At 72.0% G+C, this 23,233-nt stretch carries 19 protein-coding genes; 16 read left to right on the top strand and 3 right to left on the bottom strand.

Annotated features, from left to right (window positions below; all coding sequences use genetic code 11):
• The first annotated feature begins 108 nt into the window (after positions 1-108).
• The 6 genes from ABZ911_RS06800 to ABZ911_RS06775 all read left to right on the top strand — a co-directional run bounded on the left by ABZ911_RS06800 (position 109) and on the right by ABZ911_RS06775 (position 8,546).
• Complete coding sequence (locus ABZ911_RS06800) at positions 109-1,086, top strand: acetylxylan esterase (RefSeq protein ID WP_358052693.1); 978 nt, start codon at positions 109-111, stop codon at positions 1,084-1,086.
• Between the two features lie 95 nt (positions 1,087-1,181).
• Positions 1,182-2,813 (top strand): glucose-6-phosphate isomerase, encoded by a 1,632-nt coding sequence (pgi, locus tag ABZ911_RS06795; RefSeq protein WP_358052691.1) that lies wholly within the window; start codon positions 1,182-1,184, stop codon positions 2,811-2,813.
• A gap of 82 nt (positions 2,814-2,895) precedes the next feature.
• Entirely contained in the window at positions 2,896-5,043 is a 2,148-nt protein-coding gene (locus tag ABZ911_RS06790) for an alpha-galactosidase (RefSeq protein WP_358052689.1), read from the top strand.
• A gap of 122 nt (positions 5,044-5,165) precedes the next feature.
• Entirely contained in the window at positions 5,166-6,662 is a 1,497-nt protein-coding gene (locus tag ABZ911_RS06785) for a sugar ABC transporter ATP-binding protein (RefSeq protein WP_358052687.1), read from the top strand.
• A complete protein-coding gene (locus ABZ911_RS06780; RefSeq protein ID WP_358052685.1) occupies positions 6,652-7,614 on the top strand; it encodes an ABC transporter permease in 963 nt (320 codons plus the stop codon). The genes ABZ911_RS06785 and ABZ911_RS06780 overlap by 11 nt, the downstream gene beginning before the upstream one ends.
• Before the next feature lie 11 nt (positions 7,615-7,625).
• On the top strand, positions 7,626-8,546 hold the full coding sequence (locus ABZ911_RS06775; RefSeq protein ID WP_358052683.1) for a substrate-binding domain-containing protein: 921 nt from the start codon (positions 7,626-7,628) through the stop codon (positions 8,544-8,546).
• A gap of 64 nt (positions 8,547-8,610) precedes the next feature.
• On the opposite strand, the gene ABZ911_RS06770 is transcribed toward ABZ911_RS06775, so the two are convergent.
• The gene (locus ABZ911_RS06770) at positions 8,611-9,240 is read right to left on the bottom strand and encodes a hypothetical protein (protein WP_358052681.1); all 630 of its coding nucleotides are present in this window, start codon (positions 9,238-9,240) and stop codon (positions 8,611-8,613) included.
• Between the two features lie 178 nt (positions 9,241-9,418).
• On the opposite strand from ABZ911_RS06770, the gene ABZ911_RS06765 reads away from it, so the two are divergent.
• Both ABZ911_RS06765 and ABZ911_RS06760 read left to right on the top strand, forming a co-directional pair.
• Positions 9,419-12,805: a phosphodiester glycosidase family protein gene (locus ABZ911_RS06765; protein WP_358052679.1), complete on the top strand. Its 3,387-nt coding sequence runs from the start codon at positions 9,419-9,421 to the stop codon at positions 12,803-12,805.
• 376 nt (positions 12,806-13,181) lie between these two features.
• Entirely contained in the window at positions 13,182-13,466 is a 285-nt protein-coding gene (locus ABZ911_RS06760) for a Fe-S cluster assembly protein HesB (protein ID WP_358052677.1), read from the top strand.
• A gap of 91 nt (positions 13,467-13,557) precedes the next feature.
• Here the strand turns inward: ABZ911_RS06760 and ABZ911_RS06755 are convergent, their stop codons facing one another.
• Complete coding sequence (locus ABZ911_RS06755) at positions 13,558-14,307, bottom strand: NAD(P)-dependent oxidoreductase (protein ID WP_358052675.1); 750 nt, start codon at positions 14,305-14,307, stop codon at positions 13,558-13,560.
• On the opposite strand from ABZ911_RS06755, the gene ABZ911_RS06750 reads away from it, so the two are divergent.
• The 8 genes from ABZ911_RS06750 (at position 14,282) to ABZ911_RS06715 (ending at position 21,730) form a co-directional block, all read left to right on the top strand.
• Positions 14,282-14,422, top strand: a complete 141-nt coding sequence (locus tag ABZ911_RS06750) for a hypothetical protein (protein ID WP_358052673.1) — start codon at positions 14,282-14,284, stop codon at positions 14,420-14,422. The two genes, ABZ911_RS06755 and ABZ911_RS06750, sit on opposite strands and share 26 nt — an antisense overlap.
• A gap of 43 nt (positions 14,423-14,465) precedes the next feature.
• On the top strand, positions 14,466-16,007 hold the full coding sequence (locus ABZ911_RS06745) for a phenylacetate--CoA ligase family protein (protein ID WP_358052672.1): 1,542 nt from the start codon (positions 14,466-14,468) through the stop codon (positions 16,005-16,007).
• On the top strand, positions 16,004-16,450 hold the full coding sequence (locus tag ABZ911_RS06740; RefSeq protein WP_358052670.1) for a DUF4188 domain-containing protein: 447 nt from the start codon (positions 16,004-16,006) through the stop codon (positions 16,448-16,450). The genes ABZ911_RS06745 and ABZ911_RS06740 overlap by 4 nt, the downstream gene beginning before the upstream one ends.
• The gene (locus ABZ911_RS06735; RefSeq protein ID WP_358052668.1) at positions 16,447-17,520 is read left to right on the top strand and encodes a hypothetical protein; all 1,074 of its coding nucleotides are present in this window, start codon (positions 16,447-16,449) and stop codon (positions 17,518-17,520) included. The genes ABZ911_RS06740 and ABZ911_RS06735 overlap by 4 nt, the downstream gene beginning before the upstream one ends.
• Positions 17,517-18,572, top strand: coding sequence for a hypothetical protein (locus tag ABZ911_RS06730; protein ID WP_358052666.1), 1,056 nt, complete (start codon positions 17,517-17,519; stop codon positions 18,570-18,572). Before ABZ911_RS06735 ends, ABZ911_RS06730 begins: the two co-directional genes overlap by 4 nt.
• A 109-nt stretch (positions 18,573-18,681) precedes the next feature.
• Positions 18,682-19,947, top strand: a complete 1,266-nt coding sequence (locus ABZ911_RS06725) for an MFS transporter (protein WP_358052664.1) — start codon at positions 18,682-18,684, stop codon at positions 19,945-19,947.
• Positions 19,944-21,416, top strand: a complete 1,473-nt coding sequence (locus ABZ911_RS06720; RefSeq protein ID WP_358052662.1) for an amidohydrolase family protein — start codon at positions 19,944-19,946, stop codon at positions 21,414-21,416. Before ABZ911_RS06725 ends, ABZ911_RS06720 begins: the two co-directional genes overlap by 4 nt.
• Before the next feature lie 92 nt (positions 21,417-21,508).
• Positions 21,509-21,730 carry a hypothetical protein gene (locus ABZ911_RS06715; protein WP_358052660.1) on the top strand — a complete coding sequence of 74 codons (222 nt, stop codon included), beginning with the start codon at positions 21,509-21,511 and terminating at the stop codon, positions 21,728-21,730.
• Positions 21,731-21,810: 80 nt separating this feature from the next.
• Here ABZ911_RS06715 and tuf read toward each other — a convergent pair whose 3' ends face one another.
• Complete coding sequence (gene tuf, locus ABZ911_RS06710) at positions 21,811-22,977, bottom strand: elongation factor Tu (RefSeq protein WP_358052658.1); 1,167 nt, start codon at positions 22,975-22,977, stop codon at positions 21,811-21,813.
• Between the last annotated feature and the right edge of the window lie 256 nt (positions 22,978-23,233).

The raw sequence follows: 23,233 nt of genomic DNA, 5'->3' as shown, positions 1-23,233 counted from the left end.
CCCACGTCCCACGTCCGGCGTCCCGGCCCGCTGACCTGCGCGCCTTCGCCGCGCCGGGAACAGGGCCGATAGGCTGGGACGATCTTCTACCCATCACGGAGGCGTGACGTGCGGGCCCAGCCGACCGACGACCTTGTCCACGACTTCCCCTTCGACCCGACCTACGGCTACGACCTCGACGCGCTGCTCGCCGTACCGGCTCCCGAGGCGCCCGACGGCTTCGACGACTTCTGGCGGGCGCGGCACGCCGAGGCGCGGGCCGTGGACGTGGCGGCCGAGCTGGGGCCGGTGGAGTGGGAGGCCGGCGGGTTCCGGGCGCACGGCGTCACCTTCACCTCGACCGGCGGGTTCCGGCTCGGCGGCTGGCTGACGCTGCCCGCGGACGGGAATGTGGTGCGGGGCCTGGTGTCCGTGCACGGGTACAGCGGGCGCGACCGCCCCGAGCCCGAGACGCTGCTCCCCGGGACCGCCGCCATCTGGCCGTGCGCCCGCGGCATCGGCGCCCGCAGCCTGCGCGACGACCTGCCCGCCCCGGCCGCCGGCCATGTGCTGCAGGGGATCGGCTCGCGCGAGACGTACATCCACGGCGGCTGCGCCGGCGACGTGTGGTGCGCCGCCACCGCGCTGCTCCACCTGGTGCCGGAGGCCGCCGGGCGGCTCGGCTACAGCGGCATCAGCTTCGGCGGCGGGATCGGCGCGCTCGCCCTGCCCTGGGACGACCGCTTCCGCGTCGCCGCCCTGGTGGTGCCCAGCTTCGGGCAGTACCCGCTGCGCCTGACGATGCCGTGCGTCGGCAGCGGCGAGGCGGTGCGGACCCACCACGCCGAGCACCCCGAGGTCGTGGAGGTGCTGCGCTACTTCGACGCGGCCACCGCCTCGACCCGCACCCGGATCCCCGTGCACGTCGGCGCCGCCCTGTTCGACCCGGCGGTCCAGCCGCCCGGCCAGTTCGCCGTGTACAACGCGCTGGCCGGGCCGAAGGAGCTCTTCGTCACCACCGCGGGGCACTTCGAGTACCCGGGCAAGGCCGCCGAGAAGCGGGCCCTGCTGGCGTCCGAGCACGAGTTCTTCCTGGCACGGGAGTGATTCCCCGCCCCAGGCCGAAGAGGTGCGCGGAATCGCCCCGCCTGGGTAGGGCGTTACGGGACGATGTGATCAGTTCCAGAGATCGAGGAGGAGACGTGGACGGCGACGTGACGCGGAGCCAGGAGTGGGCCGCGCTGGCCAAGCACCACGAGGCGCTGGGCGGCAGGCATCTGCGCGAGCTGTTCGCCGAGGACCCCGGCCGCGCGACCAGGATGAGCCTCACCGCGGGCGACCTCTACCTCGACTACTCCAAGCACCGGGCCACCGACGAGACGCTGCGCCTGCTGGTGGCGCTGGCCGAGCGGGCGGGCCTGCGCGAGCGCGTCGAGGCCATGTTCCGCGGCGAGCACATCAACGTCAGCGAGGACCGGGCCGTCCTGCACGTCGCGCTGCGCCTGCCGCGCGGGAGCGCGCTCGAGGTCGACGGCCAGGACGTCACGGGCGACGTGCACGCGGTGCTCGACCGCATGGGCGACTTCGCCCGCCGGGTCCGCTCGGGGGAGTGGAAGGGCCACACCGGCGAGCGCATCACCACCGTGGTCAACATCGGCATCGGCGGCTCCGACCTCGGGCCCGCCATGGCCTACGAGGCGCTGCGCGACTACGCCGACGCCGGGATCGAGGCCAGGTTCGTCTCCAACATCGACCCCGCCGACATCACCGGCAACCTGCGCGGCCTCGACCCGGCCCGCACGCTGTTCGTGATCAGCTCCAAGACCTTCACCACGCTGGAGACGCTGACCAACGCCAAGGTGGCCCGCTCCTGGCTGGTCGGCGCGCTCGGCGACGAGGCGGTGTCGCGGCACTTCGTCGCCGTCTCCACCAACGCCGCCAAGGTCGCCGAGTTCGGCATCGACACCGACAACATGTTCGGCTTCTGGGACTGGGTGGGCGGGCGCTACTCCTACGACGGGGCGATCGGGCTGTCGCTGATGCTCGCCGTCGGGCCGGAGCGGTTCGGCGAGATGCTCGCCGGGTTCCACACCATCGACGAGCACTTCCGCACCGCGCCGTTCGAGGCGAACATGCCGGTGCTGATGGCGCTGCTCGGCGTCTGGTACACCGACTTCTTCGACGCCCAGACCCGGGCGGTCCTGCCGTACAGCCAGCGTCTGCATCGTTTTCCCGCCTACCTGCAGCAGCTCACCATGGAGTCCAACGGGAAGTCGGTGCGGGCCGACGGCACGCCGGTGACCGTGGACACCGGGGAGATCTTCTGGGGCGAGCCGGGCACCAACGGGCAGCACGCCTTCTACCAGCTCCTGCACCAGGGCACCCGGCTGGTCCCGGCCGACTTCCTGGGCTTCGCCGAGCCGCAGGAGGACCGCGAGGGCATGCACGACCTGCTCACCGCGAACCTGCTGGCGCAGACCTCGGCCCTGGCCTTCGGCAAGACGGCCGAGGAGATCGCCGCCGAGGGCACGGCCGAGGGCGTTGTGCCGCACAAGGTGATGCCGGGCAACCGGCCCACCTCGACGATCCTCGCCCCCAGACTCACGCCGTCCACGCTGGGCCAGCTCGTCGCGCTGTACGAGCACATGGTGTTCGTCCAGGGCACGATCTGGGGCATCGACTCCTTCGACCAGTGGGGCGTCGAGCTGGGCAAGAAGATGGCGATGGACCTGGCCCCCGCCCTGACCTCCGCCGAACCGCCCGCCACGGCCCCCGACCCGTCGACCGCGCAGCTCATCCGCCGCTACCGGGAATGGCGGGGCAGAGCCGTCTGATCGGGGGCTCCCCCTTCACCTACGCCTGCGCGCTGAGAGAGGATCTTGTCATAAGTCCTCCCCTTTTGACGCTGGAGCAGACATGCCCGTCCTGCAGGTCCCCGGACGCCCGAACACCTGGGCCGCCGTCACCGAGACCACCACCTACCTGCTCAGCGTCGAGGAGGGCGAGGAGGTCAAGGTCGTGCAGTGGTACTGGGGGCCGCGGCTGCCGGTCGCCGCGCTGGCCGAGGTGACGCTGCAGCCGGCCCGCTACCACGGCACCAGCTTCCTCGACCCGGACGACATCGACGAGCTGCTGCCCGTCGACGGCGGGCGGCGCTGGGGGGTGCCGTCGCTGCAGGCCACATTCGAGGGCGGGGTGCGCTCGGTCGAGCTCGCCTTCGAACGGGCCGTCGAGAGTGACGACGAGCTGGAGCTGGTGTTGCGCGACGCCGCGCACGGGCTGCGGGTGAGCCTGCACCTGCGCTGCCCCGAGGGGGGCGACGTGATCGAGCGGTGGGTGAGCGTGGCCAACGAGGGGGCCGCGGCCGTACGGCTGCACCGGCTCGACTCCGGAAGCTGGGTGCTGCCCGCCAGGCCCCGCCACCGCTACACCGGCGTGTACGGCGGCTGGGCGCAGGAGACCCAGCTCCAGCGTGCCGAGCTGCCCGTCGGCGAGACCACCTTCACCAGCAGGACCGGCACCACCTCGCACAAGGCCAACCCGTGGATCATGGTCGACGCGGGCGACGCCACCGAGGAGACCGGCGAGGTGTGGACCGTCGCCCTGGCCTGGAGCGGCTCGTGGCGGCTGACCGCCCAGCGCAGGCCGGAGGGCGACGTCGCGATCAGCGCCGGATTCGGCCACGAGGGCCCGTCCTGGTACCTGACCCCCGGCGACACGCTGGAGACCCCGCCCGCCCTCGGCCTGCACACCACCGGCGGGTACGGCACCGCCAGCCGGTCCTGGCACGAGTACGCCCGGCGGCACGTGCTGCCCCACCCCGGCGAGCTGCGCCCGGTCCTCTACAACTCCTGGGAGGCGACCTGGTTCGAGGTCACCGAGGCGGGCCAGCTCGACCTGGCCCGCCGCGCCGCCGACCTGGGCGTGGAGCTGTTCGTCGTCGACGACGGCTGGTTCGGCGAGCGCACCGACGACACCCGCGGCCTCGGCGACTGGTGGCCCAACCCCGACCGCTTCCCCCAGGGGCTGAACGGCCTGTTCGACGCCGTGCGCGGCCTCGGCATGCAGGCCGGGCTGTGGGTGGAGCCCGAGATGGTCAACCCCGACAGCGACCTGTACCGCAAGAACCCCGACTGGGTGCTGCACTACCCCGGCAGGCGCCGCGACACCATGCGCAACCAGCTGGTGCTCAACTTCGCCCGCGACGACGTCCGCGCCTGGGCGGTCGGCTGGCTCGACCCGCTGGTGCGCGACCACGGCCTGGTCTACCTGAAGTGGGACATGAACCGCAGCTTCACCCAGGCGGGCTGGCCCGGCGAGGGGGAGCGCGGCGACCTGCTGTGGATCAAGCACACCCGGGGCGTCTACGCCGTCATGGACGAGCTGCGCCGCCGCAACCCCGGCCTGCGCATCGAGTCGTGCTCGGGCGGCGGCGGCCGGGTCGACCTGGGCATCCTGCGCCGCACCGACCAGGTGTGGACCTCCGACAACACCGACGCCCGCGACCGGCAGGCCATCCAGCAGGGCTACTCCTACCTCTACCCGGCGGGCGCCATGTCGTGCTGGGTGACCGACCGCGCCAACGCCATCACCGGCCGGGTGGTGCCGCTGCGCTACCGCTTCCACGTGGCGATGGCCGGCACCCTCGGCATCGGCGGCGACCTGCCGGAGTGGACCGCCGAGGAACTGGCCGAGGCACGCGAGCTGGTCGCCGCCTACAAGGAGGTACGGCACGTCGTCCAGCACGGCCGCCTGCACCGCCTGGCGGGCACGCCCGGGGTGACCGCCTCGGCCGTGCAGTACACCCTGGGCGCGGAGGTCGTGGTCCTCGCCTACCACCCGTACGGGTACAACGGCAGCGTGTCGGGGCGGCTGCGGCTGGCCGGGCTCGACCCCGACGCCGTGTACGAGGTGGTCGGCGGTGACGGCGGGCCCGCCGTACCGGAGGGGTCGCGCTGGCACGGGCGCACGCTGATGTCGCACGGCCTGGCGCTGCCGACCTGGGCTCCGGCCGGGCCCGACTACCGCAGCGAACTGCTCGCCCTGCGCCGGATGACCTCCTGACTTTGCCGAGCCGATCGAGGGCCTTGGTCTTGGCTCTAGCCGGGAGCGGCGACATATGGGCGGATGGAGGGTGAAGGCGGCGGGCGCGCGGCGGTGTTCTTCCGTGAGGGGAAGGACACCTGGTGAGCCTCGTCCAGGTGCGGGGCCTGCGTAAGACGTTCCCCGGCGTGGTGGCGCTCGACGAGGTCGACCTCGACCTGAACCCCGGCGAGGTGCACGTGCTGCTCGGTGAGAACGGCGCGGGCAAGAGCACCCTCATCAAGATGCTGTCGGGCGCCTACCAGCCGGACGCCGGCGAGATCCGCGTCGACGGCGAGCCGGTACGCGTCCACCACGCCGGCGACGCCCGGCGGCTCGGCATCGCCACCATCTACCAGGAGTTCAACCTGGTCCCCGAGCTGAGCGTGGCCGAGAACCTGATGCTCGGCCGCCAGCCGCGCCGCTTCGGCCTGCTCGACCGCGGGCGGATGTACGCGCGGGCGGCCGAACTGCTCAAGCGGGTCGGCGTCGACGTCGACCCGCGCACGCCCGTCGGCCGCCTCGGCATCGCCCGCATGCAGATGGTCGAGATCGCCAAGGCGCTCGACCTGAACGCCCGGGTGCTCATCATGGACGAGCCCACGGCGGTGCTCACCACCAGCGAGGTCGAGCGGCTGTTCGCCATCGTCAGGCAGCTGCGCGACCAGGGCGTGGCGATCGTCTTCATCACCCACCACCTGGAGGAGATCCCGCAGATCGGCGACCGGGTCACGGTCCTGCGCGACGGCCGCTCGGTGGCCGAGGTGCGCGCGGACACCGCCGAGAACGAGCTGATCAGGCTCATGGTGGGCCGCCCGATCGACCAGCAGTTCCCGAGGAAGCGCGGCACGCCGGGCGAGCCGCTGCTGCGGGTGCGCGCGCTCGGCAGGAGGGGGGCGTTCAAGGACGTCTCGTTCGAGGTCAGGGCCGGTGAGGTGGTCGGGATGGCCGGGCTGGTCGGCGCCGGCCGTACCGAGGTGGCGCGGGCGGTCTTCGGGGCGGACTTCCATGACGCGGGAGAGGTCCTGGTGGAGGGCAGGCGGCTGCCGCCGGGGGACGTGAGCGCCGCGCTGGAGGCCGGGCTCGGGCTGGTCCCCGAGGATCGCAAGGGACAGGGGCTGGTGCTCGGCGCCGATGTGGGGGAGAACCTCGGACTGGTCACCCTGGGCAGAACCAGCCGGGCGGGCTTCGTCGACCGGGCCGGGCAGCGCACGGCGGCCGCCGCCGTGGCCGAACAGCTCGGCGTCCGGATGAGCGGCCTCGACCAGGAGGTCCGCACCCTGTCCGGCGGCAACCAGCAGAAAGTCGTCATCGGCAAGTGGCTGCTCGCCGAGGCCCGGGTGCTCGTGCTCGACGAACCCACGCGCGGCATCGACGTCGGCGCCAAGGTCGAGATCTACCAGTTGATCAACTCGCTCACCGCCTCGGGGCACGCGGTGCTCATGATCTCCAGCGATCTTCCCGAGATCCTGGGCATGAGCGACCGGATCCTGGTGATGGCCCGCGGCCGGCTCGTCGGCGAGCTGACGGGCCGGGCGGCGACCCAGGACGCGGTGATGGCCCTGGCCGTCACCGAGGTGGAGGACGCCCATGTCCGCTGAGACGTTCACCAGACGTTCGCCCGCCGTCGTCTGGCTGGCCGAGAACGGCGCGCTGGCGGCCCTCGTGGTCCTGGCCGTCGCGCTCTCCCTGCTGTCCAGCGACTTCCTGACCGTGACGAACCTGCTCAACGTGGGCGTGCAGGCGGCCGTCACCGCGATCCTGGCCTTCGGCGTCACGTTCGTCATCATCACCGGCGGCATCGACCTGTCGGTCGGCTCGGTCGCCGCGCTGTCGGCGATCGTGCTGGCCTGGTCGGCCACCGACGCCGGCCTGCCGTGGCCGCTCGCCACCCTCCTCGGGCTCGCCGTCGGCCTCGCCGCCGGCCTGGTCAACGCCACCCTGATCGCGTACGGCAAGCTGCCCCCGTTCATCGCCACCCTGGCCATGCTCGGCATCGCCAGGGGCCTGGCCCTGGTCATCTCGCAGGGCAGCCCGATCGCGATGCCCGAGGCCGTCGCCCACCTCGGCGACACGATCGGCTCCTACCTGCCGGTCCCGGTGATCGTCATGGTGGTCGTCGGCCTGATCACCTCGGTGATCCTCAACCGCACCTACGTGGGCCGCGCGATGTACGCCATCGGCGGCAACGAGGAGGCCGCCAGGCTCTCCGGCATCAGGGTCGACCGGCAGAAGCTCATCACCTACGCGCTGTCCGGCCTGTTCGCCGCCGTGGCCGGCATCGTGCTGGCCAGCCGCCTGGCCTCCGCGCAGCCGCAGGCCGCCGCCGGGTACGAGCTCGACGCGATCGCGGCCGTGGTGATCGGTGGGGCGAGCCTGTCCGGCGGCAAGGGCAGGGCGTTCGGCACGTTCGTCGGCGCGCTCATCCTCGCCGTGCTGCGCAACGGGCTCAACCTGCTGTCCGTGTCCGCCTTCTGGCAGCAGGTCGTCATCGGCGTGGTGATCGCGCTCGCGGTCCTGCTCGACACCCTGCGCCGCCGTACCACCATCTAGGGGGAACCACCATGAAGCGCACCGTCGGCCTCGTCGCCGTCCTCGTCCTCGCCCTGACCGCCTGCGACACGGACACCTCCGGCGGCGGGGGACCCGTCAAGCTCGGCATGTCGGTGTCGACGCTGAACAACCCCTACTTCGTCCAGCTCCGCCAGGGCGCCGAGGAGGAGGCCAGGACGCGGGGCGCGCAGCTCACCGTCACCGACGCCCAGAACGACGCCTCCCAGCAGGTCAACCAGGTGCAGAACTTCACCAGCCAGAGCATGAAGGCGATCATCCTGAACCCGGTCGACTCCGACGCCGCCGCGCCCGCCGTGAAGGCCGCCGACCGGGTGAAGATCCCGGTGATCGCCGTGGACCGGGGCGTCAACGGCGCCGAGGTCGCCCAGACCGTCGCCTCCGACAACGTGGCGGGCGGGCGGCTCGCCGCGCAGGAGCTTGCCGAGCAGATGGGGGAGAAGGGCGAGGTCGCCGTCCTCGAAGGCGTGCCGGGCACCTCCGCCGCCCGCGAGCGCGGCCAGGGCTTCACCGAGGGCATCAAGGCCTTCCCCGGCATCAGGGTCGTCGCCCAGCAGCCCGCCGACTTCGACCGGACCAAGGGCCTGGACGTGATGACGAATCTGCTGCAGTCCCAGCCGGGCATCACCGGCGTCTTCGCCCAGAACGACGAGATGGCGCTGGGCGCGATCAAGGCGCTGGGCGCCAAGGCCGGTCAGGAGGTCAAGGTCGTCGGCTTCGACGGCACCCCCGACGCGCTGAAGGCGGTGCAGGCGGGCACCATGGCCGCCACGATCGCCCAGCAGCCGAGACTCCTCGGCAAGCAGGCCGTGCAGGCCGCGATCAAGGCGGCGGGCGGCGAGACCCTGGGGAAGACCGTGGCCGTCCCCGTGAAGGTCGTCACCAAGGAGAACGTCGCCGAGTTCGTGAGCTGAGCGCCGTCTGTATGCTCCCCTGATGCCCCTGGTCGGCGCGTTGCGCAGGCTGTTTCGCCAGGCCCTAACCGACGAGTGCCCGCACCTCGGGCTCGGAAACCGCGAGCAGGGCCCGGGTGTCGGCGATCGCCCTGATCAGCAGGTCGCGCAGGATCGTGTCGGGGTCGGGCACGCAGGCCTGGGCGATGCCGACCACGGCGAGCTGGACGGCGTTCGGCGCGGCGAACCTGCGGAAGTTCCTGGCGGTCATCCTGGCGGCGCGGCTGAACCGGCGCGCCGACTCGGCGGCCAGCGGCACCTGCCGGAAGGCCGCCCTGCTCTGCTCCTCCAGCCTCGGCTCGCGCCTGTCGAGCTTGGCCAGCATCTCCTCGGCGGCCAGCACCGAGACCGCGAGCGCGAGCTGCCGCTCGGCGGCGGCCACCGGCAGCGCCGTGGTGGCGGCACGCAGCGCGATGCGGGCGTCCAGCCGCAGGTCGTCGCCGGCCACGCCGATGATGGACGGCACCAGGTCGATCAGCTCGCTCCGCCGCGCGTCGGTGGTGTGGTCGTTGACCAGGCGGGCGAGCCCGGCGAGCAGCGGGTGTGTGCAGGATGGATGATCGCTCCAGCGTTCACCCGCCAGGTAGGAGGCCAGCTCCATGAAGCAGGCGCCCTTGCGTGGGTTACGGTGTCTGCCTCTCGACAGAAGCGGCATGTGATCGAACTGTGTGTCCACGTTTGCTCCACATGTGTGCCTGTGCCTGCTTCCAGTCTGCGTGGGCGGCTTGTCATGCGCCAGTGGTTATGGGACCTAACCTCCCCAAGATCTGAAATTTTCTTTTAGTTCACCCCAAAGTCTTGAAACTTATATGCAGGACCGATTGAGTTCGGTCGTGCTCACCCTCAGATTCGCGGCCGCCGCGGCGCTCGTGTTAACGATCGCCGTGCCCGCACAGGCCGATCCCCAGCCCCCCATCGAGGACGCCCTCAAGGCGTCGTCCTATCCCGCGGCCTCCACGCTGCTCGCCGTACCAGGGGCGAAGCGCCTGGAGACGGCGACCAGGACCAGGCCGGTCGCGCCCGGACTGACCCTCACCTCCTTCGACCGCTACGACGCCGCCGGATGGACCCGCGCCGACGCCCTCACCGCCGACCTGTCCGGCGGGGTCAAGGCCGGGTACCTGAACTCCGGGGAGGTGTCCAAGACCGAGCCGCTGTCCGGGCCCGCCGGGCGCGCCCGCGCGGTCGCCGCCGTCAACGGCGACTTCTTCGACATCAACCGCTCCGGCGCCGCCCTCGGCGTCGGCGTGCGCGACGGCGAACTCGTCCAGTCGCCCAGCGGCGGCTGGACCAACGCCGCCGCCATCTCGGCCGAAGGCGTCGGCCGGGTGTTGTCCATGCACTTCGAGGGCAGCGCCACCCCCGGCGGCGGCGCGCCGATCGCGCTCACCCAGTTCAACCAGCTCATCCAGAAGGACGGCGTCGGCCTGTTCACCCCGCTCTGGGGCTCCTACACCCGCGCCCGCGCGGTCGAGGGCGCCACGGCGGTGACCGAGGTCGTGCTCAACGGCGGCGTCGTCGCCGAGGTGCGCACCGAGGCCGGCACCGGCCCGATCCCCGCCGGCACCACGATCCTGCTCGCCAGGGACGCGGGCGCGGCCAAGCTCGCCGCGCTCAAGCCCGGCGACAAGGTCGACGTGCGCTACCAGCCCAAGCCCTCCGACGGCGACCAGGTCGACACCGCCGTCGGCGGCAGCTACGTGCTCGTCAAGGACGGCAAGGCGCAGGTCTCCGGCGACCCCGCCGCCCACCCGCGCACCGCGGTCGGCTTCTCCGCCGACGGCCGCGAGATGTACCTGCTCACCGTCGACGGACGGCAGGCCGACAGCCGCGGCGTCACGCTCGACGAACTGGCCGCGCTGATGATCGAGATGGGCGCGCACAGCGCGCTCAACCTCGACGGCGGCGGCTCCTCGACCCTGCTCGCCCGCGAGCCCGGCTCCGCCGCGGTGCAGGTCGAGAACAGCCCGTCCGACGGCGGCGAGCGCCACGTGCCCAACGGCCTGGCCCTCTACGCCCCGCAGGGCAGCGGCGCGCTCAAGGGCTTCTGGCTGGAGACCGCCGCCGACCCGGCCAAGGCGCCCGGCGTCGGTCCCGTCGCCGGTGGCCGCCCCGACCGCGTCTTCCCCGGCCTCACCCGGCGGCTGACCGCCGCGGGCTACGACGAGACGTACGGCCCCGCCGCCGGCACCCCGTCGTGGCGGAGCAACCCCGCCGTGCACGGCCTCGTCGGCAAGGGCGGCGTCTTCCGGGCGCTGGTGCCCGGCCAGACCAAGGTCACCGCCTCGCGCGGCGCCGCCAAGGGCGCCATCGAGCTGACCGTCCTGCAGCCGCTGGCCAGGCTCGGCGCCACCGCCGACCGGGTCGGCCTGGCCGGAGCCGACGCCACCGGCGCGTTCGGCGTGGTCGGCTACGACCGCAACGGCAACTCCGCGCCCATCGAGCCGGACGACCTGCGCCTCGACTACGACCGCGCGCTGCTCGAGGTGACCCCGTCCGAGCACGGCTTCTTCACCGTCAAGGCGCTCAAGGCCGGCGGCTCCGGCCTGGTCACCGCCAAGGTGGGCAAGCTGTCGGTCGCCGTACCGGTGACGATCGGCTACGAGGACGTGCCCGTGGCCGCGTTCGACGACGCCGCGTCGTGGACGTTCGCCGCCGCCAGGGCCACCGGCTCGCTGTCGGCCGCGCCCGGCCAGAGCGGCGGCGGGCTGAAGCTCGCCTACGACTTCACCCAGTCCACCGCCACCCGCGCCGCGTACGCCAGCCCGCCACAGCAGATCGTGGTGGCCGGCCAGCCGCAGGCGTTCGGGATGTGGATCAACTCGACCGGCAAGGGCGAGTGGCCGAGCCTGGAGTTCTACGACGCCCAGGGGCAGTCGCAGGTGCTGCGCGGGCCGTACCTGACGTGGAGCGGCTGGAAGTACGTCGAGTTCACCGTTCCGCCGGGCGTCAGCTACCCGCTGAAGCTGCGGCGCTTCTACGTCGCCGAGACCAAGGGCGAGGCGAGCTACACCAGCGAGATCGTCATCGACGGGCTGGTGGCCAAGGTGACGCCGACCGTCGAGGTGCCCCCCGCGGCCAAGGTCGCCGACCCGGTGGTCAGGCCCGAGGTGGCGCGGATGCCGTGGCGGTTCGCGGTCATGTCCGACGCGCAGTTCGTCGCCCGCGATCCGGACAGCGACATCGTCAGGAACGCCCGCCGTACCCTGCAGGAGATCAAGGCCGCCGGGCCGGACTTCCTGCTGATCAACGGTGACCTGGTGGACGAGGCCTCGCCCGGGGACTTCGCGCTGGCCAAGCGCATCCTGGACGAGGAGTTGAAGGGGGAGCTGCCCTACTACTACGTGCCCGGGAACCACGAGGTGATGGGCGGGAAGATCGACAACTTCACGGCGGTCTTCGGGGACACCTTCCGCTCCTTCGACCACAAGGGGACCAGGTTCGTCACGCTGGACACCTCGCGGCTGAACCTGCGCGGCGGCGGCTTCGACCAGATCGCCATGCTGCGCGAGAAGCTGGACACCGCGGCCAAGGACGCCTCCGTCGGATCGGTCGTCGTGCTGTTCCACGTGCCGCCGCGTGACCCCACGCCCGGCAAGGGCAGCCAGCTCGGCGACCGGAAGGAGGCCGCGCTGGTCGAGGGATGGCTGGCCGACTTCCAGCGGACCACCGGCAAGGGGGCGGCCTTCATCGGCAGCCATGTCGGGACCTTCCACGCCTCGCGGGTGGACGCTGTGCCGTACTTCATCAACGGCAACTCCGGCAAGAACCCGGCCACCTCCGCCGACGACGGCGGGTTCACCGGGTGGTCGCTGTGGGGTGTGGACCCGGTCAGCGAGCAGGAGGCGGCGCAGGTGCGGCGCAACTGGTTCGTCGACGCGCCGGCCTGGATCGGAACGCAGGTCCGGCCGCACCTGGACACGCTCACGCTGAACGCGCCCGCCTCCGTCGAGGTCGGCACGCCCGGCAAGGTGTCGGCGACGCTGAAGCAGGGGGAGCGGGAGGTGCCGGTGGCCTATCCGGTGTCGGTGAGCTGGTCGGGGTCGCCCAACCTGCACATCGGGTCCCGCTCGGGCGCCAAGGCCCGCCATGTGGCGGTCCTCGACCCGGCGACGGGCACGCTCACCGCCCTGCGCGAGGGCCTGGTGGTCGTCGCGGTCACCGTCAACGGCACCACCCGCCAGGCGACCGTGCCGCTGTCGGCCCGCGCGGCCGCCTGACGGCGCCGCTCGGGCCGGGAGCCCGGCCTCGGATCTCGCCGTACGCCCGGTCCGGGAGCCCGGTCCCGGACCTCGCCATACGGCAGGCCGGGGCCGGGCTCCTCCGGGGTCACCGGCTGACCTCCACCCGGCCGACGCCACTCGGGCGCGACGGCTCGTCGCCGTGACGTCGCCTGGGTGACGACGGCCCTCTTGGACAAGAATTGACGGTTCCACAGCCCACGACACCGACCCCTTACACCCAGGGGCTTTCCCGCTCATCCCGTCGGCGGAGCCGAACGGCGGAGGTGAGAAACCTGGCGTCAGGATGGTTGGAGGCGGGAAGCAGGGGAATGGCGTGCAGTTCATGTAAGCCGACCACTGAGGAGGGGCCACAGTGCTCACCCTGACCGCAAACGCCGCCCAGGCGATCCGTGACCTCACCGCGGGCTCGTCCGAGCCCGAAGACAGCGGCGTGCGCATCTCGTCGCAGGGCAACGGGGAAGGGTCGCTGGTGCTCACGATCGACCGGCCGCACCCGACCGACGAGGTGGTCGAGGCCGAGGGTGCGAGGGTGTACCTCGACCCCGTCGCCGCCAGCGTCCTGGAGGACAAGAAGCTCGACGCCGGAGCCGACGACAAGGGCGGCGTCGCCTTCCGAGTCGCCGACCAGAGCACCTGACACCCCGCACCCGCGCGGCCCGGCACACCGTGCCGGGCCCGGGGTGCCGCACGCCCGCCGAGCCCTGGCGCCGCCTCTGCGGGCGGCCGTGCTACAGCGAATTCCGCCCCTCCGCGAGCACCTGCGCCACGCGGGAGTAGGCGTCGGCGCCGTGCCCGGCGTCGATCGCCCGCCGGGTGGAGGCGAGGGCGGAGTTCAGTACGCCGTCGTCCAGGCCGCGGTCCCGCGCCGTGTGGACGACGTGCTCCATGGCGGCGGCCGCCGAGACGAGGGAGGATTCCTCGCCCGGGTAGTGGCCGTCGCCGATGTGCTGCGCGAAGACGTCGATCATGCCGGGGAGGTAGCCGCCGAGCTCCTTGGCGTACGGCAGCAACTCCTCCGCCGGGACGCCCTCCGCCGAGGCCAGCGCGAAGGCGTGCACGACGCCGCTCATGGACGTCCAGAAGAGGTCGAGCAGCGCCACGTCGTACGCGGCCGCCCGGCCGGGGTCCGCGCCCAGGTAGGAGGCGGTGCCGCCCAGGCTCGCCAGCGAGGGGCGGTGCGCCTCGTACAGGGCTTCCGGGCCGCTGTACAGGAAGGCGGCCTCAGGCCCGCCGATGGTCACGGCCGGGGTCAGGATCGCGCCGTCGAGGTAGCCGGCCCCCTGCTCGGCGGCCCAGGCGGCCATCTCGCGGGCCCGCTGTGGCGTGTCGCCGGTGAGGTTGACCAGCGTACGGCCCCCCAGCGCGGCGCCCACGCCGCCGAGGATCGATCGCACCGCGTGGTAGTCCAGCACGCAGACGACCACCAGCGGGCTCGACGAGGGCGACCTGCAGGTGCCGACCTGCCCGGAGCTGGTCACCGGCCTGTCCAGGGAACGCGAGCGGCTGGACGAGGCCATCGACGACCTGGAGACCGCCCGCGCCAACCTGGACGCCATCATCGCCGCCCGCGCGCTTCCAGCAGATCGACAGTGAGTTTCAAGTCAGCATTTATCGCTTTTCACTACAGTTCGCTGGCATGACTCGCTTGTCCCCCCGTCTGGGTCGACTCAGCCCGCGCCAGCACTGGCGCAGGGCCAGGTTGCAGACCTACTCCTGGTTGCTGACCGGCGCCTACCAGCTCGGCTCGATGCATCCGGCCGTCTGGAAGTTCGTGGCCCGCACCTACCACCCGGCCCTCGACCGGCTGGCCGCCCTGCACGCGCGCGTCGCCTGCCAGTTCGCCGCCGTCGACGTGCCCGCCTACCGTGACTTCCTCACCGGGAACGGCGCCGGGAACGCCCGCCGCCTGGGCGACTTCCCCGAGACCAGCAAGCAGAACTACGCCGGGGTGTACGACGAGCGGAGCCGCTGCCAGGAGGGCAGGCTGCACCGGCCTGGCGTGATCGTCGACGAGTCGTCGGGGTCGAGCGGCAAGCCGTACAACTGGGTGCGCGGGCCGCGTGAGCTCAAGGGCATCTACCGCAACGCGGCCGGGTACATCGAGCTGGTCTTCCCCGGTGACAAGCTGTTCGTGATCAACGCCTACTCGATGGGCGCCTGGGCGACGGGCACGACCACCGGCACCGCGATGGCGCGGATCGCGATGGTCAAGAACACCGGGCCCGACCTGGAGAAGATCGTCGACACACTGCTGCACTTCGGGCCGGGATACGACTACGTGGTGGCCGCCTATCCGCCCTTCCTGAAGCACCTGCGCGACCGGCTGGACGCCGACGGCTTCCCGTGGGCCGACTACCGGGTGCGCGGGCTGGTGGGCGGCGAGGGCATGACCGAGGCGCTGCGCGACTACCTGGAGGAGCGCTTCGAGGAGGTGCGGTCGGGCTACGGGGCCAGCGACCTGACGATCGGGATGGGGGCGGAGAGCGGCTTCTCCGTACGGCTGCGCAAGCTGCTGGCCACCGACGAGCGGGTGCGGCGCGAGCTGCTCGGCCCCGGCGAGCAGCGGCTCCCGATGATCTTCCACTACAACCCGCTGGAGACCTTCCTGGAGGTCAACGAGCGGGGCGAGCTGCTGTGCACGATCAACACCAAGAGCTGCCTGCAGCCCAAGCTGCGCTACAACATCGGCGACGAGGCGCGCCTGCGCACGCTGGCGGAGGTGAAGCGGGTGCTCGGGCCCGCCTACCGGGAGACCTGGACCGACGAGCGGATGAACCTGCCGCTGCTGTTCCTGTTCGGGCGCAAGGACTCGACGATCTCCTACATGGGCGCCAACCTCTACCCGCAGGACGTGGAGTACGGGCTGTACGAGGGCAACCCGTACGCCGCCGACATCGCCCGGTTCTGCCTGTCGCTGGAGGAGCTGCCCGGTCTGGAGTACCGGCCGGTGGTCAACATCGAGCTGCGCGAGGGGTCCACGGCCGACCACGGCAAGCTCGCCGAGATCTGCCGCGGGGGAGTCGTGGAGCACCTGGTGAAGGTCTCGCGGGACTTCGCCGAGTCGCTGAAGGAGGATCCGACGGCGGCCGACCTGCGGGTGCGGATCCACAAGCTGGGCGAGGGGCCGTTCGCCGGGCTGACCAAGATGAAGAACGTCTATCTGGTGAAGGACGCATGAGGACCACCGATTTCAGCCAGGCGCCGCCGCAGGGGCAGGCGACGGCCATGTTCGTCGGGGCCACCCGCTACCGGAGCCCGTTGTCGATCTTCACGTTGAGCTTCACCTGGTTCCGGATGGTGCGCGACATGAAGCGCATGCGCGGGTACTGCTGGCACAAGGTCTACTGGGAGTTCCCCTTCACGCTCGGCACGATGGCCTTCTTCACCGACCGCGACGCCCTGCTGCGCTTCGCCCGCAGCCGCCACCACCGGAAGCTGATGCAGTGGGTGACCGACGGCACCAAGAACGCCACCGCCGGATATATCCGGATTTATACGGCTGAACCGGCTGGGTACTCCAACGGGCTGTGGCGGGCCGAAGGCGGCGAGATGGCGCACATCCCGACCTTCACCCCGCTGTCCGGCGAGGTCGGCGACGGCCCCGCGGTGGTGCGCCGGTGACCCTCCGGACCGTGGCCACCCGCCGCGACCTGCGCGACTTCCTCACCCTCACCGACCGCCTGCACGGCGGCGACCCCCGCTTCATCCCACCGCTGCGCGCGCAGGTGCGCGCCTGGCGCGAGCAGGGGGTACGGCTCTGCGTGTTCAGGCGCGGCGGCGAGGTGGTCGGCCGCACCACCCTGCACGAGGACCCCGCCTTCGACGCCAAGCTCGGCAGGCCCACGCGGCTGTTCGGACTGACCGAGTTCACCGAGGACGCGGGGGAGGAGCTCCTGGAGGCGATCTGCGCCGAAGGCCGCGCCTCGGGGAAGGCCGCCGCGTTCGGGCCCGTCTCCCTGCTGCCCAACCACTCGGGCGGCGTGATCACCTCGGGCTTCGAGGAACGCGGCTTCATCGACAGCGCCTGGAACCCGCCCTACTACCCGGGCGTCTACGAGGCGTCCGGGTTCGGGCGCAGGTTCGAGGCCGACACCTGGATCTGCCCGGTGCCCGCCGAGGACGTGTTCGCCTTCGACGACGCGCGGATCGCGGCCGAGGACCTGGTGGTGCATCGCGGGGACCGCAGGCGGATCGGGGAGCAGCTACCGATTCTGCGCGGCATGCTGAACGCCAGCTTCGCCGAGCTGGGCTACTACACGGAGATCTCCGCCGAGCAGCTCGCGGCGCAGACCGACGGGCTCGCCTACCTGCTGGACGAGGCCCTGCTGCTGTACCTGACCAAGGCGGGGCGGCCGGTCGCCTTCGTGCTGTGCCTGCCGGATATTTCGGAGTTCGTCGCGAAAATGCGTGGGAATCTGGGGCTGCTGCAGCAGCTCCGGCTGCTGGCCACCCGCTCGCGGTACCGCCGCGACGCCGTCCTCATCATCAAGGGCACCGTTCCCGGCGAGCAAGGCCGGGGCTACATGCGGCTGCTCTGCCGCGACCTGCACGACGGCCTGCGTCAGGGCGGCTACCACACCCTGCGCAGCACCTACGTCGAACGCACCAACCCCGGCTCCGCCGCCCAGTACCTCACCATGGGCGGCCGGCCGCTGCACGGCTACACCTTCTACGGCAAGGACCTGGCGTGAAGGAGCTACGGGACCTGGAACCCGACTTCTGGCGGGCGCCCAGCGCGCACAACACCCAGCCCTGGACGCTGCGCTACGGCGACCAGGAGGCGGAGATCGGCTGGGACCCCGCCCACGCGCTGCCGATCAGCGACCCCACAAGCCGCGACCTGCGCCTGAGCCTCGGCGCGTTCGTCGAGTGCTGCCTGATCGTCTGCGCCTCCGCGGGCCTGCGCGTCGCCTTCCGCCCCGACCCCGGCCCATCCCGCATCGGCTTCCTGTACGGCACGCCGCACCCGTACCAGACACCCTTCACCACCGCGGACGTGCGCGCCCGAGGCTCCAACCGCGGGCCGTACCTCCCGGGACGCCTGGACGACGGCGTCATCAAGGAGGTCATCCGGCACGCCTTCACCGGCGAGCTGCCGCTGCTTCCCGGGGCCGGAGCCGGCGGCGACGGGCGATTCGCGAGAGCGGGATCCGCCGGATCGTGGGCCGGGGGAGTGGGCGGCGCAGGGGTGTGGCGGGTGGCGTGCCGGGAGCTGGTGGGGTTGCTGCACGACGCCGACCGGCACCAGTTCGGGGATCCGCGGGTCACGGGCGAGTTGCGGGAGTGGCTGCGGCTGACCCCGCGGCATCCGCGCTACCGGCAGGACGGGCTCACCGACCGCGCGCTGTCGCTGAGCAGGGCCGAGGCGCTCGGCCTGCGGGCGGTGCTGAGCCGTCCCGCCTACCCGCTGCTGCGCCCGATCGGCCTGCCCAAGGTGCTCGCCGACAGCTCACGCGGACTGCTCGACTACGACGGCGAGGTGCTGGTGCTGGTCGGGCCGGTGGAGGATCAGGTCACGATGGGCCGGGTGCTCATGCGGCAGTGGCTCGCCCTGTCCGGCCTCGGATACGCCGCCCACCCGCTCAGCCAGGTCATCGACTGCGCGGACACCAGGGCCGCTCTGGCCCGCCTGCTCGGCGTGGCCGACCCCGCGCGGCTGCTCAGCGTCGCCAGGGTGGGGCGTCCGCTCAGGCCCGCCGTACGGTCGGCCAGGATCAGGACCCGACCAGACCCAGGACGCTGATCTTCGTACGGGAGCACGACAGAGCGCGCGGGGTTCGTGCCGCCACACGAAGTGCTCGCGGCGCACGGTGACGGAGGGTACTCGAAAGCTCTCGACCGACGGAGGCCGCATGGGACTCGTTGACACTGGCTCGCTCCCCGAGACGGAGTGGACCCCCGCGCGGATACGCAAGACTGCCACCGTCACCGTCGGCCTGCTCATGGGCGCATGGGTCATCGACTACGTGGACCGGGTGATGATGGCGGTCGCGCTGCCGTTCATCGGTGCCGAATTCGAGCTCAGCAAGACCGAGCAGGGATGGCTGATCACCGTCTTCTCCCTGGCCTACCTGCTCTGCCAGCTCCCCGGCGGCATCCTGGCCGACCGCTTCGGGGCACGGCGGCTGCTCGTGGTGTCGCTGCTGCTGTGGTCGGTGTTCACCGCCCTCACCGGGCTGGCCTGGGGGCTGGCGGCGCTGCTGGTGATCCGGGCGCTGTTCGGTGTCGGGCAGGGGCTGTTCCCCGGAGCCTCGTTCAAGGCGCTGGCCGAGCGGACGACCCCGGAGCGGCGGGCCACCGCGACCGGGTCGATGCTGGGCGCCAACCAGCTCGGCGCGGGCCTTGCGCCGCTGATCGTGGCTCCGCTGCTGCTGGTGTTCGGGTGGCGGCACACCTTCTGGGTGACGGCCGCCGCGGGCGTGGTGATCGGCCTCGCGCTGTGGGCGCTGCTGCCGAAGCGGCTGCCCGCCGCGCTGAACGGCTCCGACCAGGTGGCCGGCGCGTCCGTCGGGGTCTCGTCGGTGCTGCGGTCGCCGTCGGTGTGGAAGTTCGCCGCGCTGTTCTGCGCGACCAACATGCTCGGCTACGGCATGATCACCTGGGTGCCCAGCTACCTCATGGAGGAGCGCGGCATCTCGTTGCTGAACACGGGCCTGTTCGCGGCCATCCCGGCCCTGGTGATGACGGTGACGACCATCGCCGGCGGCTGGCTGTTCGACCGCTACTTCCACCAGCGGGCCCGGCTGTACGTGATCCCGCTGCTGCTGTGCACGGCCGTCCTGCTGGTGCTCATGGTGCAGGCGGAGACCACCGCCGGGTTCACGCTGTTCCAGACGCTGGCGCTGGCCGTGTCCGGGCTGTCCGCGATGGGCATCCTCGGCATGCCGGTACGGGCTCTGCCGCCGGCCGTGATCGGGGCGGGCATGGGCGTGGTCAACGTGGGCGGCCAGATCGCCGGCGCCGTCACCCCCGTCCTGATGGGCTTCCTCGTCGACCGCTTCTCGTATACCGCCGCCTTCGGGCTGCTTATCGGCACAACCGTGCTGGGCGCGCTGATCGCCTTCGTCGTCCCCCAGCGCGCCGACCAGTTCCACCTGCGTGTTAAGGAGTCCGTATGACCACCTACGACCTGGTCCTCGCCAACGGGCGGGTGATCGACCCGGAGACAGGGCTCGACGCCGTCCGCGACGTCGGTGTCACCGGCGGCGCCGTGCGGGCGGTGTCGGAGACACCCCTCGACGGCACGACGCGCGTCGACGTGACGGGGTTGGTGGTCTGCCCGGGGTTCATCGACCTGCACAGCCACAGCGTCGACGTGGCCGGGCAGCGGCTGCAGGCGCTCGACGGCGTGACCACCGTGCTGGAGCTGGAGGCGGGCTGCTACCCCGTCGGCGCCGCCTACCGCAGGGCGGGGCTGGAGGGCAGGCCGCTCAACTACGGCTTCGCGACGTCGTGGGCGGTGGCCCGGATGGCGGTGCTCCTCGGCCTGGAACCCACCGGAGAGCTGTCCGACTTCTTCCTCAACATCGGCCGCGACGCCTGGCAGCGCCCCGCCGAGCGGGCCGCCGTGGACCGCATCGTCGGGCTGCTCGAACGCGACCTCGCCGACGGCGCACTCGGCATCGGCATCCTCGTCGGGTACGCCCCCCGGATCGACCCGGCGGAGTACCTGTCGGTGGCGGGACTGGCCGCGCGCACCGGCCTGCCGACCTACACGCACGCCCGCGAGCTGGTCGAGATGGACCCGGGCACCCCGGTCGACGGCGCCGAGGAGATCGTCAGGGCCGCCGCCGAGACGGGCGCGCACATGCACTACTGCCACGTCAACAGCACCTCGGTCCGGCACGTCGACCGGGTGCTCGGGCTGGTGGAGCGGGTACGCGCCGAGGGGGCGCGGGTCACGACCGAGGCGTACCCGTACGGCGCGGGCATGACCGGCGTGGGCGCCGCCTTCCTCGCGCCCGAGCTGCTGCACCGGCGCGGGCTCACCCCGCACTCGATCGGCCTGCTCGGCGCGGCCGGGCGGCTCTCCGGCGAGGCGGCGCTGCGCGAGGCCAGGGAGCGGGAGCCCGGGGCGGCGGCGTTCGTGCACCTGCTCGACGAGGACGACCCCGCCCAGTTCGCCTTCATCGAGCGCGCCCTGGCCTTCCCCGACGCGGCCGTGGCCACCGACGCGGTGCCGCTGCTGTGGCGCTCCGGCGTCGCCGACCCGCTGGAGTGGCCGCTGCCGCCCGCCGCCGTCACCCACCCCCGCACGGCCGGAACCTACGGGCGCGCCCTGCGCATGCTGGTACGGGAGCAGGGCGTGCTGAGCCTGCCCGAAGTCGTCCGCCGCTGCACGCTGGTCCCCGCCGACGTGGTCGGTGCGGGCGTGCCCGCGATGCGGCGCAAGGGGCGGCTCCAGCCGGGCGCCGATGCCGACATCACCGTGTTCGACCCGGCGGCCGTCACCGACCGGGCCACCTACGACGACACCGCCCGCCCGTCGGCCGGGTTCACGCACGTGATCGTCGGCGGCGAGTTCGTGGTCCGCGACGCTCACCTGCGCACGGACGCGTTCCCGGGCAGGCCGGTCCGGGCGAACTGAGTGGCGGGCTACTCCTCGAGTAATCACTTTCTGTGTTCAAATAGTCACTGAACGCTGCTTTACTCTGCCCGCCCCATCCGCAAGGAGCGTCCATGCGTGCCGTCTCCACCTGTGTCGCCATCGCCACGCTCGGCATCGTCGTGTCGACCGCACTGCCGGCGTCGGCGAAGGAGGTGCCGTACCTGGGCTCGTTCGCCACACGCGAGGAATGCGTGTCGGTGCAGTCCACCTACCGCCGCTACTACAAGATCGTGAAGGAGTGTTACGACACGGGATTCCTGGCCTGGACCTTCACGTACGACAACGGGCGGTGACCGGTCTGGGGTCAGCCGCCCAGGTGGGCCGGTGGACGGGTGCCTGATCCCTCGCCGGGAGGGATCAGGCACATGTGTGTTCAGTCGAGGACGGCGGTGACCGTGCCCGCGCCGACGGTCAGGCCGCCCTCGCGGATCGCGAAGCCCAGCCCGGCCTCCAGCGCGACCGCCTTGCCCAGCTCCACGGTCACCTCGACCGTGTCGCCGGGGTGCGCCACGTCCGGCAGGTCCAGCCGCCCCGGCACGTCCGTCGTGCGCAGGTAGAACTGCGGCCGGTACCCGGACACGACCGGCTTGCGACGGCCGCCCTCCTCGGCGGTGAGCAGGTACACCCGGGCGGTGAACGCCCGGTGGGCGCTCTGTGTGCCCGGTGCGGCCAGCACCTGGCCGCGCCGTACCTGCTCGCGCCTGACCCCGCGGAGCAGGACCGCCGCGTTGTCGCCCGCCTCGCCCCGCTCCATGATCTTGCCGAAGGTCTCCACCCCGGTCACCACCGCGGTGAAGCCGTCGCCGAGACCGACCGCCTGGACGGTGTCGCCGACGCTGACGGTGCCGCGCTCGATCGCCCCGGTCAGCACGGTGCCCCGGCCGGTGACGCTGAGCACGTTCTCCACCGGCATCAGGAACGGCGCGTCGGTGTAGCGCACCGGCACGGGCACGTGCTCGTCGACCGCCTGGAGCAGCGCCTCGACCGACGCCGTCCAGACCGGGTCGCCGGCCAGCGCCCGCAGCCCCGAGACCCTGACCATCGGCACCTCGCCGTACCCGTGCTCGGCGAGCAGCTCGCTCAGCTCCAGCTCGACCAGGTCGGCCAGCTCGGGGTCGGCCCCGTCGGCCTTGTTGAGCGCGACGACCAGGTGCTCCACGCCGACCCGCCGGGCGAGCATTACGTGCTCGCGGGTCTGCGGCATGATCCCGTCCTGCGCGGACACGACCAGGATCGCGCCGTCGAGCTGCGCCGCCCCCGTGATCATGTTCTTCACGTAGTCGGCGTGGCCGGGCATGTCCACGTGGGCGTAGTGCCGGGTGGCGGTCTCGTACTCGACGTGCGAGATGTTGATGGTGATGCCGCGGGCGGCCTCCTCCGGCGTCCGGTCGATCCGCTCGAACGGCGTGTAGCGCGCCCCGCCCCGCTCGCTGAGCACCTTGGTGATCGCCGCGGTGAGCGTGGTCTTGCCGTGGTCGACGTGACCCATGGTGCCGATGTTGAGGTGCGGCTTGCTCCGCACGTAGGCCTGCTTGGCCATGATCCCTGTTCCTTCGATGCCGTTCCGGTGGTGACCCGAGGGTCGTCAACCCCTCCCCGCCGGGTCACCTTCGGGACTCACGGGAAAGGGTCAGCGCTCCAGGCCGTCGCGCGACATCAGGGCACGCTCCAGCGCGCCCGCGCAGGCGGGCGTCGCGAAGTGGGCGTGCCGGATCATGTCGACCATGATGTGGTACGGCCATAGGCGGTGGCAACCGCTTTTCGTTTGGAATCGCGCACAACAGGACCGATCGCGT

The sequence above is a fragment of the Nonomuraea sp. NPDC046570 genome, from assembly GCF_040645915.1.
Taxonomy (GTDB): domain Bacteria; phylum Actinomycetota; class Actinomycetes; order Streptosporangiales; family Streptosporangiaceae; genus Nonomuraea.
The sequence above is the reverse complement of the archived record's forward strand: the minus strand, read 5'-3'. Positions and strand labels throughout refer to the sequence as shown.

Excerpts from the sequence above, each read along its gene's own strand:
- ABZ911_RS06790 (WP_358052689.1), top strand. The coding sequence starts at position 2,896 with ATGCCCGTCCTGCAGGTCCCCGGACGCCCGAACACCTGGGCCGCCGTC.
- ABZ911_RS06780 (WP_358052685.1), top strand. The coding sequence starts at position 6,652 with ATGTCCGCTGAGACGTTCACCAGACGTTCGCCCGCCGTCGTCTGGCTG.
- ABZ911_RS06775 (WP_358052683.1), top strand. The coding sequence starts at position 7,626 with ATGAAGCGCACCGTCGGCCTCGTCGCCGTCCTCGTCCTCGCCCTGACC.
- ABZ911_RS06770 (WP_358052681.1), bottom strand. The coding sequence starts at position 9,240 with ATGCCGCTTCTGTCGAGAGGCAGACACCGTAACCCACGCAAGGGCGCC.
- ABZ911_RS06745 (WP_358052672.1), top strand. The coding sequence starts at position 14,466 with ATGACTCGCTTGTCCCCCCGTCTGGGTCGACTCAGCCCGCGCCAGCAC.
- ABZ911_RS06740 (WP_358052670.1), top strand. The coding sequence starts at position 16,004 with ATGAGGACCACCGATTTCAGCCAGGCGCCGCCGCAGGGGCAGGCGACG.
- ABZ911_RS06725 (WP_358052664.1), top strand. The coding sequence starts at position 18,682 with ATGGGACTCGTTGACACTGGCTCGCTCCCCGAGACGGAGTGGACCCCC.
- ABZ911_RS06720 (WP_358052662.1), top strand. The coding sequence starts at position 19,944 with ATGACCACCTACGACCTGGTCCTCGCCAACGGGCGGGTGATCGACCCG.
- ABZ911_RS06715 (WP_358052660.1), top strand. The coding sequence starts at position 21,509 with ATGCGTGCCGTCTCCACCTGTGTCGCCATCGCCACGCTCGGCATCGTC.
- tuf (WP_358052658.1), bottom strand. The coding sequence starts at position 22,977 with ATGGCCAAGCAGGCCTACGTGCGGAGCAAGCCGCACCTCAACATCGGC.